This window comes from Streptococcus sp. 79 (assembly GCF_013277425.1).
Taxonomy (GTDB): Bacteria; Bacillota; Bacilli; order Lactobacillales; family Streptococcaceae; genus Streptococcus; species Streptococcus pseudopneumoniae.
Map to the genome: position 1 here is coordinate 72647 of NZ_VMMW01000002.1, position 14578 is coordinate 87224.

Annotated in this window: 17 protein-coding genes; 1 reads left to right on the forward strand and 16 read right to left on the reverse strand. The window is 41.7% G+C overall.

The genetic code is table 11. From position 1 onward, the window contains the following. On the forward strand, nt 1-1214 hold a 1214-nt coding region (locus HT729_RS01005), incomplete at its 5' end, for a PLP-dependent aminotransferase family protein (RefSeq protein WP_172931565.1). Nucleotides 1215-1233: 19 nt separating this feature from the next. Here the strand turns inward: HT729_RS01005 and HT729_RS01010 are convergent. From HT729_RS01010 to hemW, 16 genes are all read right to left on the reverse strand, one after another. Continuing rightward, nucleotides 1234-2049: an ABC transporter substrate-binding protein gene (locus HT729_RS01010; protein ID WP_172931566.1), complete on the reverse strand. Its 816-nt coding sequence runs from the start codon at nt 2047-2049 to the stop codon at nt 1234-1236. Nucleotides 2050-2168: 119 nt separating this feature from the next. Beyond that, nucleotides 2169-2642 carry an NUDIX domain-containing protein gene (locus HT729_RS01015; RefSeq protein ID WP_033605139.1) on the reverse strand — a complete coding sequence of 158 codons (474 nt, stop codon included), beginning with the start codon at nt 2640-2642 and terminating at the stop codon, nt 2169-2171. Between the two features lie 84 nt (nt 2643-2726). Then, the gene (gene phoU, locus HT729_RS01020) at nt 2727-3380 is read right to left on the reverse strand and encodes a phosphate signaling complex protein PhoU (RefSeq protein WP_000946465.1); all 654 of its coding nucleotides are present in this window, start codon (nt 3378-3380) and stop codon (nt 2727-2729) included. A gap of 11 nt (nt 3381-3391) precedes the next feature. Further along, complete coding sequence (gene pstB / locus HT729_RS01025) at nt 3392-4150, reverse strand: phosphate ABC transporter ATP-binding protein PstB (RefSeq protein WP_000128635.1); 759 nt, start codon at nt 4148-4150, stop codon at nt 3392-3394. A gap of 12 nt (nt 4151-4162) precedes the next feature. After that, nucleotides 4163-4966 (reverse strand): phosphate ABC transporter ATP-binding protein PstB, encoded by an 804-nt coding sequence (gene pstB, locus HT729_RS01030; RefSeq protein ID WP_000109215.1) that lies wholly within the window; start codon nt 4964-4966, stop codon nt 4163-4165. Nucleotides 4967-4976: 10 nt separating this feature from the next. Then, a complete protein-coding gene (pstA, locus tag HT729_RS01035; RefSeq protein WP_001201787.1) occupies nt 4977-5861 on the reverse strand; it encodes a phosphate ABC transporter permease PstA in 885 nt (294 codons plus the stop codon). Then, entirely contained in the window at nt 5851-6768 is a 918-nt protein-coding gene (gene pstC / locus HT729_RS01040; protein WP_001070908.1) for a phosphate ABC transporter permease subunit PstC, read from the reverse strand. The genes pstA and pstC overlap by 11 nt, the downstream gene beginning before the upstream one ends. Further along, the gene (pstS, locus tag HT729_RS01045; RefSeq protein ID WP_000746334.1) at nt 6768-7646 is read right to left on the reverse strand and encodes a phosphate ABC transporter substrate-binding protein PstS; all 879 of its coding nucleotides are present in this window, start codon (nt 7644-7646) and stop codon (nt 6768-6770) included. The genes pstC and pstS overlap by 1 nt, the downstream gene beginning before the upstream one ends. 685 nt (nt 7647-8331) lie before the next feature. Then, complete coding sequence (locus tag HT729_RS01050) at nt 8332-9636, reverse strand: RsmF rRNA methyltransferase first C-terminal domain-containing protein (protein ID WP_001160256.1); 1305 nt, start codon at nt 9634-9636, stop codon at nt 8332-8334. Further along, on the reverse strand, nt 9637-10410 hold the full coding sequence (locus tag HT729_RS01055) for an inositol monophosphatase family protein (RefSeq protein WP_000444027.1): 774 nt from the start codon (nt 10408-10410) through the stop codon (nt 9637-9639). Beyond that, nucleotides 10400-10678, reverse strand: a complete 279-nt coding sequence (locus tag HT729_RS01060) for a UPF0223 family protein (protein WP_001041980.1) — start codon at nt 10676-10678, stop codon at nt 10400-10402. Before HT729_RS01060 ends, HT729_RS01055 begins: the two co-directional genes overlap by 11 nt. Next, complete coding sequence (locus HT729_RS01065) at nt 10678-11079, reverse strand: Spx/MgsR family RNA polymerase-binding regulatory protein (RefSeq protein WP_000631259.1); 402 nt, start codon at nt 11077-11079, stop codon at nt 10678-10680. Before HT729_RS01065 ends, HT729_RS01060 begins: the two co-directional genes overlap by 1 nt. Before the next feature lie 209 nt (nt 11080-11288). Then, nucleotides 11289-11906, reverse strand: a complete 618-nt coding sequence (locus HT729_RS01070; protein WP_172925241.1) for a TIGR01906 family membrane protein — start codon at nt 11904-11906, stop codon at nt 11289-11291. Further along, a complete protein-coding gene (locus HT729_RS01075; protein ID WP_119948167.1) occupies nt 11896-12669 on the reverse strand; it encodes a TIGR01457 family HAD-type hydrolase in 774 nt (257 codons plus the stop codon). The genes HT729_RS01070 and HT729_RS01075 overlap by 11 nt, the downstream gene beginning before the upstream one ends. 10 nt (nt 12670-12679) lie before the next feature. Further along, nucleotides 12680-13417 (reverse strand): acyl-[acyl-carrier-protein] thioesterase, encoded by a 738-nt coding sequence (locus tag HT729_RS01080; protein WP_000524808.1) that lies wholly within the window; start codon nt 13415-13417, stop codon nt 12680-12682. 4 nt (nt 13418-13421) lie between these two features. Beyond that, nucleotides 13422-14552 (reverse strand): radical SAM family heme chaperone HemW, encoded by a 1131-nt coding sequence (hemW, locus tag HT729_RS01085; protein ID WP_001170091.1) that lies wholly within the window; start codon nt 14550-14552, stop codon nt 13422-13424. Nucleotides 14553-14578 lie beyond the last annotated feature (26 nt).

Here is a 14578-nt window from a genome sequence, read left to right on the forward strand (position 1 = left end):
CTGGACGCTTTCCGACGGGAAGTCGCCTGCCTTCTATCCGTCAACTAAGCCTTGACTTTCACTGTAGCAAGGACACCGTTCAGCGCGCCCTGCTGGAATTACGGTACGAACAATACCTCTATGCCAAGCCCCAGAGTGGCTACTATGTCCTAGAACAAGGGCAACACCAAGACCTCGAAATCGAGGTTACGGATGAACACGCCAGCGCCTATGACGATTTCCGACTCTGTGTCAATGAAACTTTGATTGGCCGGGAAAACTACCTCTTCAACTACTATGAAAATCAAGAAGGTTTAGAAGACTTAAGACAATCCATTCACCAACTCCTCTTTGACCAAGCCCTCTACTGCAAGGCTGACCAACTGGTACTGACTTCTGGAACCCAACAAGCCTTGTTTATCCTTTCTCAAATTTCCTTCCCTAGCCAAGCCAAGGAAATCTTGATGGAACAACCGACCTACCATCGAATGAATCGCCTCTTGATTGCTCAGGGTCTGGACTATCAAACGATTGAACGAGGCATTGATGGGATTGACTTGAAGGAACTGGAAGGCCACTTCAAAACAGGAAAAATTAAGTTTTTCTATACCATTCCTCGATTTCACTATCCTCTAGGCCATTCCTATTCTGAGCAGGACAAACGAGCTATTCTTGACTTAGCAGCCAAGTATGATGTCTATATCGTAGAGGACGATTATCTGGGTGATTTGGACTCCAAGAAGGGCCAAACCTTCCACTATCTTGATACAGAGGAGCGTGTCATTTATATCAAGTCCTTCTCGACCAGCCTCTTTCCAGCCCTTCGTATTACAGCACTCATTCTTCCAAATGCTATCAAAGAAGCATTTGTGGCCTACAAAAATATCCTAGACTACGACAGCAACCTCATCATGCAAAAGGCCTTATCACTCTATATCGATAGTCAATTGTTTGAGAAAAATCGTCTGACTCGCTTGAATAATCAAGAAACTTACCAAAAACAAATCAAGGAAAGACTAGCTTACAGCCCCTGTCCTCTTCCTCATTTTCCTCTTCACGATGGTTTATTGCTAGACCTGAGACAGTATCCTAAAATCGCCAATCTCAAACACAGTCAACTAGGCTTGGACTTCTTTGAAGAGGCCTATTTAAGCACCTGTCCTTATCAATTTGCCAAGGTGTCCCTAGACAATCTGGAAAAGGTTTTAAACTATTTAAAAGCAGAATTGGAATGACATCCAACTCTGCTTTTTCTTATTCTTCAACTTCAGTTAGACTTGCTGCTTTTTCAAGATAGCTTTGGTAAATTCCTTCATCCTTGAGTTTTTGGATGACCTTGTCTACCACTTCTCTCAAATCATCACTATTTTTTCTAAGAGCAACGGCATTGGCGTCGCCGTCCTTCATCTTCAAGCTAACAGTTGCGACAGCTAGGTCTGCGTTTTTAGCAGCATAACTAAGTGCAACAGGCTCATCCATATGAACAGCATCTACTTTTCCAGTCTGCAATTCATTAACTGCTTCACCCATATTAGTTAGGGAAGTTAATTGAGCTTTTGGCAATTGTTCCTTGACCATTGATTCTGGAACAGTCCCTTTTTGGGCTGCAATATTATCACTTTCTAGGCTAGTTAAATCCTTGTATTTTTCTACATCAGCCTTACGAACCAAGAAACTAATCTTGTTTTCATAGTAAGGGATTGAAAAATCAAAGACTTCTTTTCTCTCGTCAGTAGCGCTAATTCCCGCAACTGCTAGGTCAGCCTTACCTGTTTGTAGACTGGTTAAAACATTGTCAAAACTCATGCTTGAGATTTCTAACTTCACCCCAAGTTCATCAGCGATAGCCTGAGCCATGTCGATGTCTGCACCGACTACCTGGTTCTTTCTATCAACCAATGATTGAAATTCAAAGGGTGCATAGTCAGGACTGGTTGCCACAACTAATTTCCCCTTTTGCTTAATGGCCTCAACAGCTGACTGAGAACCATTCGAACCTGACTGGCAAGCTACTAAGAAGAAACTTGCAAGAAAATTACATAAAACAAATATCCATTTTTTTGATTTCATAAATAAACAACCCCTCTGTTAATTTTGTATAATTATAACGATATCTAAATTGCTTGTCAAGTATTTTCTTGCATTTTCATAAAATATATTTACTAAAAAATAGAAATACAGTGGTTAGTTTATCTATCTATTGGGAACTTATTTTCAAAAAAATCATTTATCATATCTTGATGCTGCTGGTTTACAATTGCAATATTTTGTATGTCACTATGATCAAAAAATCCTAATTCTAAAGTTTCATCACTTGTAAAAAAATTTGTAGAGATAGAAGTTTCAGATGAAACTAAATACAAGATTGTAAGAACTTGAGCCTCATCACCATTCGGATAACTGTCTGAATATTTTGTATAAACATTTAAGAGTTTTTCCACCCTCACTTCGACTCCTGTTTCTTCATAAAACTCTCGCACTAAAGCTTCTAAAGCCGATTCTCCTAATTCAAGAGCACCACCTGGTAATCCCCACGTTCCTTTATCTGCTCGTTTTTGTAATAAAATTTTTCCTGATTGACTTAATATTCCACAGGTAAAATTTAAAATAATCTTATCTTTTCCAACTTTTTTCTGATATTCTGTATGTAGTTCATTATTCACCTCTGACAAAGTAAACTATCTATACAATGAAAGCTTACTGTATTAAAAAGTAAGCTTTCACAATAATTTTATCCTTTGAATACTTTATAATTCGACAATCTTACCTGTTTCAAAGTAGACAACCCATTCACAGATATTTTTAGCATAGTCACCGATACGCTCCAAGTAGGAAATAACTTGGAAATAATCACGACCCGTAACAATGGCTTCTGGATTTTTCTTAATCTCTTCAGTCGCAAGGTCACGGATAGTTTCAAAATAGTGATTAATTTGCTCATCCATGGAGGCTACCCGGTATGCGTCGTCAACAGAACCATTAAGATAAAGATCAAGTGCTGCTTCAACAACGCTTTTAACTTCACGTCCCATTTTTTGAATTTCTTCCTCTACAGCTGGGATGCGCTCTTCCCCCTTCATACGGATGGTTGCCTGGGCAATGGCTACAGCGTGATCCCCCATACGCTCCACATCTGATACAGCCTTAAGGACAGTCAAGACTGTACGCAAATCTTGAGAGACTGGTTGTTGGAGTGCAATCATTTCAAATGATTTCTTTTCCAGTTTCACTTCGTATTCATTTACTTCTGCGTCATCTTCGATGACCTCTTTTGCCAGGTCACGGTCATGCGTGACAAAGGCACGCACCGTACGATTGATTTGTGAGAGCACTTCTTGTCCCATAGCGTAGAACTGGTTATGTAATTTCTCTAAATCTTCTTCAAATTGAGATCGTAACATCTTTCATCTCCTTATCCAAATTTTCCTGTAATATAGTCTTCCGTTTCCTTGTGTTGGGGATCAAGGAACATCTGCTTGGTATCATTAAATTCAATCAAATCTCCATCTAGGAAAAATCCTGTCTTATCAGAGATACGTGAAGCTTGTTGCATGGAACGGGTTACCAGAAGCATGGTGTACTTGTCTTTTAGACCATACAAGGTTTCCTCAATTTTACCAGCTGAAATCGGATCCAAAGCCGAAGTTGGCTCATCCAAGAGGATGATTTTAGGACTGGTTGCCAAGACACGGGCCACACAGACACGCTGCTGTTGACCACCTGACAATCCAATAGCTGAATCATGTAGACGATCCTTGACCTCATCCCAGATAGAGGCACCTTGCAAGGCTTTTTCTACGGCTTCATCCAGAACCAGCTTATCCTTAATTCCATTGATACGAAGCCCGTAGACAACATTCTCATAGATAGTCATAGGGAAAGGATTAGGTTGTTGGAAAACCATTCCGATTTCCTTACGTAATTCAACCGTATCTGTACGCGGACTGTAGATGTTGTGACCATTGTACACCACGGATCCAGTTGTGGTCACCTCTGGATTGAGATCTCCCATGCGGTTGAGAGACTTGAGGAGGGTTGACTTCCCTGATCCAGATGGACCAATCAAGGCTGTAATTTCCTTAGGTTGGAAAGATAGGGAAACACTATTCAAAGCCTTCTTTTTATTATAATAAACGGACAGGTCTGATACCTGTAAAATCGCATCTGTCATACGGTTTCCTTTCTAACCAAAGTGACCAGATACATAGTCATTGGTGGACTGTAGCTTGGCATTTTGGAAAATAGTTGCAGTTTTGTCATACTCAATCAAATCACCCAAGTAAAAGAAGCCTGTATAGTCACTTGCACGAGCAGCCTGCTGCATATTATGCGTTACAATGATGATGGTAAAGTCTTTCTTGAGCTCAAACATGGTCTCTTCTAGTTGCATGGTCGCAATCGGATCCAAGGCTGAGGCTGGCTCATCCATTAAGAGGATATCTGGCTTAACAGAGATGGCACGAGCAATACAGAGACGTTGTTGCTGACCACCTGATAAGGTCAAGGCTGACTTGTGGAGATCGTCTTTAACCTGATCCCAGAGGGCAGCCTGACGAAGGGAGGTTTCTACGATTTCATCTAGGACTTGCTTATCCTTAACTCCAGCACGTTCATGCGCAAAGGTAATATTACGGTAAATTGACTTAGCAAATGGATTAGGGCGTTGAAAAACCATTCCAATGTGTTTACGCATTTCATAAACGTTGATTTCTGGACGGTTGACATCAATTCCACGATAGAGAATCTGCCCAGTTACTTTAGCAATATCAATAGTATCATTCATGCGATTGAGACTGCGTAAGTAGGTAGATTTCCCCGATCCCGACGGACCAATCAAAGCTGTAATTTTATTTCTTTCAAATTGCATATCAATCCCCTTAATGGATTCATTTTTACCATAGTAAACATGGACATCCTTAGTAGAAAGGGCTACTTTTTCTTCAGGAAAGGTAAGGATATGCTTCTCATCCCAATTATATGTTGACATGGCTTCTCCTTTAGACAGCGGTTAATTTCTTGTGTAGATAGTTTCCGAACTTACGAGCTCCAAAGTTAAAAATCAGGATAAAGATGAGGAGCACAGCGGCAGAACCTGCTGATACAATAGTTCCATCTGGAATAGTGCCTTCACTATTGACTTTCCAGATATGGACAGCCAAGGTTTCTGCTTGACGGAAGATAGAGATGGGGCTAGTCACACTGAGGATATTCCAGTTAGACCAGTCAAGAGCTGGCGCCGATTGCCCTGCTGTATAGATCAGAGCTGCAGCTTCGCCAAAGATACGACCAGATGCCAAGACGACACCCGTTACAATACCTGGAAGCGCTTCTGGAATAACAACATGAACCACTGTCTCCCAGCGAGAAATCCCAAGAGCCAGACCAGCCTCACGTTGGGTATGGTGAACGTGTTTCAAACTATCCTCTACATTACGCGTCATCTGAGGCAAGTTAAAGACTGTCAAGGCCAAGGCACCTGAAATGATTGAAAATCCATACTCAAACTGGACTACAAAGATCAAGTAACCAAAGAGACCCACCACCACTGATGGTAAAGAGGACAAAATTTCAATACAAGTCCGCACAAAGTTGGTAACAGGACCTTTTTTAGCATATTCAGCCAAGTAAATCCCAGCTCCCATAGAAAGAGGTACAGAAATAATCAAGGTAATGACCAATAGGAAAAAGGAATTGTAAAGCTGAATGCCAATCCCACCACCTGCTTGAAAAGCAGAAGACCTTCCAGTCAAGAAAGACCAAGAGATATGGGGCAAGCCCCGAACCAAGATATAGAGAATCAAGGAAGCCAAGATTGTCACAATGATGCTAGCAATCGTATAGAGGACAGCTGTTGCAAGTTTATCTAATTTCTTAGCGCGCATAATTTTTCTTTCCTCTTTCTTTCGTAATCAATTTAATCACACTGTTAAAAACTAAACTCATCAAGAGCAGTACCAAGGCCAGTGACCAGAGAACATTATTATTTACAGTTCCCATGACAGTGTTCCCAATTCCCATAGTTAATATAGAAGTTAAAGTTGCAGCTGGTGTGGTCAAGGAAGTTGGGATAACAGCTGAGTTTCCGACAACCATCTGGATAGCTAAAGCCTCACCAAAGGCACGCGCCATCCCAAAGACCACTGCAGTGAAAATACCAGAACGGGCCGCCTTCAAGATCACACGCCAGATAGTCTGCCAGCGAGTGGCTCCCATAGCGAAACTAGCCTCACGATAATAACGAGGAACCGCACGCAAGCTATCCGTTGTCATAAAGGTTACGGTCGGCAAAATCATGACAAAGAGGACGGAAATCCCTGACAAAATCCCAAAACCAGTCCCACCAAAGACACTGCGAACAAAGGGAACGACGACTTGCAAGCCAATAAATCCATACACTACTGAAGGAATCCCAACCAGGAGTTCAATAGCTGGTTGCAAAATCTTCGCCCCTTTTGGTGATACTTCGGTCATAAAAACTGCTGCACCAATAGCAAAGGGGGTTGCGATAAGGGCTGAGAGAATGGTAACGATAAAGGAACCCAAAATCATAGGAAGGGCACCAAATTCTTTACTAGAAGGATTCCAAGTTCCTCCCAAAAGAAAGTCAAAGATATTCACACCATTGACAAAGAAGGTCGACAAGCCTTTTTGCGCTACGAAAACCAAAATCATGGCCACAAGGATGACTATCAAAGAAAGACAGGCAAAGGTCAAACCTTTTCCTAATTTCTCCAGACGAGAATTCTTTGATGGAAGCAACATTTTCTTAGCTAATTCTTCTTGATTCATTATTGTCTCCCTTCCAACACTGTCACAGTTCCGGCAGCATCTTTTTCAACCTTCATTTCCTTAATCGGAATATACTTCAATCCTTTGACAATCCCTTCTTGGGTCTCATCCGAGAGAACAAAATTGAGAAATTCTGCAGCTAACTCATTGGGCTGCCCCAATGTATACATATGCTCATAAGACCACAAGGGCCAATTATTGCTACTTATATTTTCTGGACTTAAGTCATAACCATTCAACTTCATGCTTTTGACCGAATCATCTATATAGGTAAGAGATAAATAAGAGATAGCTCCTGGACTTTTTGATACGATTGATTTTACCGCTCCATTTGAATCCTGCTCCTGACTTTGCATGGCAGACTGACCTTCCATAATGACAGTATCAAAGGTAGCACGAGAGCCAGAGCCGGCTGCCCGATTGATAACAGAGATGGGTAAGTCCTTACCACCAACCTCTTTCCAATTGGTTACCTCACCTATGAAGATTTGACGAAGTTGCTCTGTCGTTAGGTTATCAACATCAACCTCCTTATTGGCAATCAGAGCCAAGCCAGCTACCGCGACCTTGTGGTCAACAAGAGCAGAAGCATCAATTCCGTCTTTTTCCTCAGCAAATACATCTGAGTTTCCTATATCAACTGCCCCAGACTGAACCTGGGACAAGCCTGTACCAGAACCTCCCCCTTGGACATTGACCGTTTTTCCAACATGGATCGTGCCAAATTCATCTGCCGCTACTTCAACCAAGGGTTGCAAGGCAGTTGAGCCAACAGCCGTTATGGATTCTCCACGATCAATCCAGCTAGCACAGCCTACTAAACAAGCCGTCAGCCAAAAAGCGATAAGAGACAGAGCAAGCTTTTTTCTTTTTTTCACTGTTTTTCTCCTCGAAAATAATTATGAATACTGTGAATTTTTTAAGTAGTTCTTTATGAGTTGACGCATGAATTCTTACCAAATTTCTGCGCAATTGATTATTTATATAATATAGGCTATATTACTCTTTTCTAACCTCCTTTTTTCATATGTGGATAAAATCTCTTGTCTATCCCTTCCCCCATTGTCACCCATTATAGTCATTTCGTGTCTCTTTTTCCCCTTTTTAATGCAAGGAAAAGGTTACTCTCCTTAGATGATAATCCAAAAGCTAGAAAGGTATCTCAAACCTCTCTACTCTCCCAGACTAGTTTACAACTAAAAGGAAAAGATTCTATTTTATGGGAAATCTAGTTTACAAGCGGTAAGAACGCTAATAACTAAACTTCTTGTACTCTTTGAAAATCTCTTCAAACCAGGTCAGCCTTGCCTTGTTATAGGTATGTACCTATTTGGTCAGTCCTATCTACAACTTTAAAGCAATGCTTTGTAACTGACTCCGTCAGTCCTATTTGCAACCTCAAAACAGTATTTTGAGCTATCTATGGCTAGCTTCCTAGTTTGCTCTTTGATTTTCATTGAGTAGTAAAACTACATGTGATGGCAATCAAGATATCAAGAATCATCCTACTAAAAAAATCCATACTTTCACTATAACATAGAATAAGATATTTGACTAGCATTTTCACTTGAATCTGAGGCCTTTTGGAAAATAATTTTTCAAAACATTTCCAGTAACCTTTGCAAAGCCCAAGCCATTGCCTTTAACCAAAACTTGGTACCAACCATTTGGCAGACTTTCTGCCAGCTGAACAGTTTCTCCAGCCACATACTTGACAAACGCTTCTTGGCCAATTTCAACCGATTGTTCGACCTGACTCGGTTTCAAGGCTAGACCAAGAGCAAAACTGGGCTCAAAGCGTTTCTTCTTAAAAGTGCCCAGATGTAGTCCATTGCGAGCAATCTTGAGCTTACCTAAATCTGGCAAGAGTTCTGGTAAGAGATAGAGTTGGTCCCCAAAAGTCTGCAAGATTCCCGGTAGATTGACCTTCAAATGGTTTTGGGCAAATTCTTGCCACAAGGCAACTTGTTCTCGACCAAGATTGCTCTTACTTGCCTTACATTTAGGAGTTGGATTGTTACCCTTAAACTGTAGATGGGCTACAAACTGACCCTCTCCCTTAAACTGATGAGGGTACATCCGAGCCGTTTCTGGCAGGTCAATACCAGCTACCATTCCATTGATATGCTCTACTGGCAACAAATCAAAATCATACTCTTCCAGCAACCACTTAACAATCTCTTCGTTTTCCTCGGGTGCCCAGGTACAGGTTGAATAAACCAGACGACCACCTTCAGCTAGCATGGTTACTGCATCTGCTAAAATTTCTCTTTGCAAGCTAGCACATTGACTCGGATACTCTAAGCTCCAATAGTTCATAGCATCTGGTTGCTTACGAAACATTCCTTCACCAGAGCAAGGGGCATCAAGGACAATGAGGTCAAAATAGCCTTTAAAGACCTTGGCCAAGCGGTCAGCAGATTCATTGGTCACCACAACATTTGTCGCTCCAAAGCGCTCCATGTTTTCTACTAAAATCTTAGCCCGTTTGCTTGAAATTTCATTGGAGACGAGAAGGCCCTCTCCAGCTAGATAGGCTGCTAGTTGAGTTGATTTACCTCCCGGTGCAGCTGCCAAGTCCAAGACCTTCATACCAGGACTGGGCTGGGCTACCTGAGCAACCATCTGAGCAGCAGGTTCTTGCGAATAAACTAAACCAGTAGCATGCTCAGGCGATTTCCCTGAAACCTTCCCATAATGTCCCCAAGGAGTTTGAGGAATGGTATCAGAAAAGGAAAGTTGCGCTTCTTTTAAAGGATTGACCCGAAAGGCCGAAACCGCTTCCTCCTCAAAAGAGGCAAGAAAATCTCTTGCCTCATCTCCTAGTATCTCTTCATATTTTTCAACAAATCCTTCTGGAAATTGCATTTAAGTTCTTTTCCTTTCGTAAATATAGGACTGAATTTCCTCCTGCATCTCAAGAGGTAGCATCATGACCGGTTGTCTGGTTTGAAAATCAAGCGGTTGACCAGATAGGGTCACCACCCGATAACCCAGACTTTCCCCTAAAATACTAGCCGCAGCATAATCCCATGGTTGCAGATAAGTGACATAGGTCAACAAACGCCCTGACAAAATCTTGGCAAAACTAATGGCCGCACTCCCATAGACACGAACACCGAGGACGGCTCGACTCAAATCAGCTAGTCCCCATTCATTGGTTTCTAGCATACCACTATTTCCTGCAATGAGAAAATCTCCAAGTGGTTTTGGTTTAAAGGGAGCTAGGGGCTTATTATTTCGACAAACTGGAAAGACCCCACCACCGTGGTAACAATCCCCTTTGACCACATCATAAATTAGGCCAAACTGTCCCTGACCATTTTCAAAATAAGCCATCATAACAGCAAAATCTTCCTGCTGGGCTACAAAGTTATTGGTACCATCAATGGGATCAATGACCCAAACCTTGCCCTCTTGAACCGAAGCTCGCAGACACCCTTCTTCAGCACAAATCTTATCCTCAGGATAACGGGACAAAATCTCACCAACCAAGAGTTCCTGAACTTCCTTGTCCAGTCTGGTCACCAAATCTGTTGGAGAGGACTTGGTCTCAACACGCAAGTCTTCCTGCATGTGGTCAAGGATGTACTGACCCGCTTTCTTAATTAGCTCTTTAGCAAATTCAAATTTACTTTCCAAGAGAAATCTTTCCTTCCCCTTTTTCCTTAGCCGCCTGAACTGCTCGGTAAAGCGAATAGCCACTGACTGTTTCAAATTCTCGTCCCAAACGTTTTTCTTCACTCTTTCTTGGCACAACCGCCTTGAATCGCTTATAGGAGTCCAGTAACTTTTTAGCCTCTACCTTGCCTTCATAGGCAGCTTCAACATCATTAAAAAAAGAAAGCACTGAAGCAAGTTCTTCAGTGCTCCACGACAAATCTAGTGGGTAACTATACTGTTTGTTCATTAACTAATACCAGCTCTCATTCTTGCTTCTTTTAGTTCTTGCTTACGGTAACTACGAGGGAGAAAAGCACGAATCTCATCTTCATTAAAACCGATTTGCATGCGCTTGGCATCAATAATAATTGGACGACGCAAAAGACTAGGATACTGCTCAATCAAATGAAGCAATTCCGATACCGAAATACTCTCTACATCAATATTCAATTTTTGAAAAATTTTTGAACGAGTTGAAATGATGTCATCAGTACCATTTTCGGTCAAGGAAAGGATGTGTTGCAATTCTTTTCTTGTTAAAGGACTGGTCATAATATTGTGTTCCACAAAGGGAACCTTATGTTTTTCTAACCAGGCCTTAGCCTTACGACATGATGTACAGCTCGGTGATAGAAATAGTGTAATCATGCTTTTCTCTTCTTATCTATACTTTGCTACTTCTATTATACAAAAAAATAAAGCGCTTGACTAGAGATTTTTAGAAAAAAAGCCTATTTTTTCAAGAAAAATAGACTGTTCGCGAACGATTGACACAATTGGATTTGGTTAATTCACTCTTAACGATGGTTTTAAACGATATGTATTTTTATATATACAAATTAAAAACAGCTTTCGGTTCACTTCCTACGACTTTTCAGATACAGATAGCCAAAGAAGCTCTCATAGAGGGCAAAAAAGAGGAGGAAGGCATGAAGGAAGAAGGTCTCTGGCAAAATCAGAATCACTGGATCCTTGGCTGGGTCAAAAAGCCAGGTATCATCTCCCACAAAGAGAATTTGATGGAAAAGGGTAAAGAATTGGTCAAAACCAATCAAAACTCCCCCAAGCCCAATCAGCAAAGGCAAAACCACTAGAGCCAGGAGACTTTTACGATAAAGAGACAAAAAGCCCTTTTTCACAATCCCGTTGACAAAGAAATAGAAACTTGGCAGTGTCACTAGAGCTACTATCTGAACCAAGTGGAAGAGATTCTTGACCACTGCAAAATGGTGTAGCCCAGCAGATGACGAACGAAAATCTGGCATCTCTAGGACCTGACTAAATGGATTGGTCAGATAATTCATCAAAATATGAAAATTGTATTGAATAGTTTCTGGTTTTAGATAGACTCGATTCGTTAAGTTTAGCCACTGAATTTCCAGCGGATAAAAAATCCAAGCCAGATAAATGGTCATAAGGATTGAGAGGGAGAGGAGAAAGAGCATAGAGGCCCAAAAGGTCAGTTTAGTTTTCATCAAAATCCCACTCCGCAAGGCTAGAAACCACATGAGTCGGTGCGATTGGCAGGTCTGCTACTTCTTCTGCCTTGGTAAAACCTGTCGTCACCAAGAGCGTTGGAATGCCATTGTCAATCCCAGCCCGAATATCAGTCAGATAATTGTCCCCAACCATGATCAACTCTTCACGTTCCAAACCTAAGTGCTCAACCGCCTTGTCCATAATGATGGCATTTGGTTTTCCAATATAAACAGGCTTCACTCGTGTTGCTACTTCAAGCAGGGTAATCAGTGAACCAGCACCAGGCAAAAGACCACGCTCTGTCGGGATATTGAGGTCAGGATTGGTTCCAATAAAATGAGCTCCCTTTTGGATAGCTAGAGTTGCTGTGGCAAATTTTTCATAGTCGACTTGCCAGTCCAGACCTACTACCACATAGGCAGGATTTTCCTTGTCTTCCACATAGCCAGCCGCCTTGATGGCTTCCTTGAGCCCTGATTCTCCGATAACATAGACAGTCTTTTCCAGTCCCAAGTCATTCATATAGTCGATAGTTGCCAAAGTCGCTGTGTAGACAGTCGATAGAGGCGTATCGATATTAAAATTCTGAGCCAACATTTCTTGAACACTCTCAGGAGTACGGGTTGTATTGTTGGTCACAAAGAGATAGGGGATGTCTCGCTTTTGCAATTCATGGACAAAAGCCTCTCCTGCTGGGATTCTGTCTTTGCCCTTATAAATGGTTCCGTCTAAATCAATTAAATAGCCTTTATATTTCATCTATTTCTCCCTAAGCCTTTTTTATTTCTTGCCAAGTAATAATAGCCTGTGCATTGGTAGCCCCGTCGCTTGTAATTTCATGCTTGCTTTCCAGTCCAGTCCGTTCAACAGACGATATGATTACCCCACCTGGTCGAACTTCCTTGACATACTTGAGGTTGATTTTCTTGGGAATATAGTGGGTCAAAAAATCCGCTCCCATGACCTCAAAAATCCAGTCCAAGTATTTACTGTTATTGACATGACCATTCATATCCAAGTCGTAAAAACGAACATGGTAATCCTTGCTGATCGGCTTTTCCAAGGACTCATACTTCGGTCCACGGATAAGTTTTTTATCAAAATCAGACTGGTAAGGAGCCACAATCTCAGGTTCAACAGCATGGACTTTTCGACTGTCGCGGTCCATGAGAACAAAAGTCGCCATCATGTGGATGAGTTCCTGACCTGCTTCATCATAAATGGTAAAGCGACGGTAGCAAAAGAGCCGATTGTAGCTCAAAGCTTCCGTTTCGATGGTGATTTCTTCCCCAAAACGAGGCAAACGAACCACCTCAATATCGTATTCTGTGATAATCCAGACCAGATTATGATCTTCTAAAATGGCCTTATCACTAACTCCCAGTTCAATCGACTGCATCCCTGAAACTTGTAGGGACAGCAAAATCACATCTGGAAGTTTGATATGACCGTTCATGTCAGCCATATCAAAAGGAATTTTCATGTTCATTTGATAAGTTAAGCCCATCATCCTACTCCAAAATAAATCGTTCTGCTACGGTGTCTCCTAAGAAGAGACCTCTTTTTGTCATGCGAACTCGGTCACCGTCTATTTGCATGAGACCCTGTTGAACCAAGTCTCTGACAATTTCTCCATAAAGTCCATCAAAAGACCGTCCAAATTTTTCCTCAAATCGCGCCATGGAGACTCCTGATTTCTTGCGGAGTCCCAGGAACATTTCTTCTTCCATTTGCTCTTTTTGACTCAGGTACTCCTCTGTGATACGAGCATTGCCTTCCTCAACCGCATTAAGATAATGGCGAATGGGACCATGATTTTTATATCGAATACCATTGACATAACCAGATGCTCCAGCACCGATGCCATAGTATTCAGCATTGTCCCAGTACATAAGATTGTGGCGACTTTCAAAACCAGGTTTGGAGAAATTAGAAATCTCATAATGCTCAAAGCCTGCTCGCTCAAGCTCAGTGATGATGTACTCAAACATCTCCGCTTCCAGTTCCTCCTTAGGCAGAGGCAATTTCCCTCGTCGCATACGGTTCATAAAGACCGTATGATTTTCCAAAATCAAGCTATACAAACTCATGTGGGGAATATCCAGTCCAATGGCCTTAGCCACATTTTCCTGGACCTGCTCCATGGTCTGACCAGGCAGCGCATAAATCAAATCAATGGAGATGTTGTCAAAACCAGCCAATTTCAGGCGGTCGATATTTTCATAAATATCCTTCTCCAAATGACTGCGCCCAATCTTTTTCAGCATCTTGTCGTCAAAGGTCTGCACGCCTAGCGAAACACGATTGACAGCCGAGTTTTTCAAAACAGCAATCTTATCCGCTTCCAAGTCGCCTGGATTGGCTTCAATGGTCAACTCTTCCAAGGCAGACAAGTCCAAGTTTTTAGTCAAGCCCTTCAATAACACCTCCAGTTGCGGAGCTGACAAGGCTGTTGGTGTCCCACCACCAATGTAGAGGGTCCGCAACTTTTGAATATCATAAGAACGAAACTCTTCTAACAGATGCTCTAAATAACTGTCGACTGGCTGATTCTTAATAAAAACTTTTGAAAAATCACAATAATAACAAATCTGGGTACAAAATGGGATGTGCACATAGGCTGACGTTGGTTTTTTCTGCATAGTACTTATTATACCACAAAAGCGAA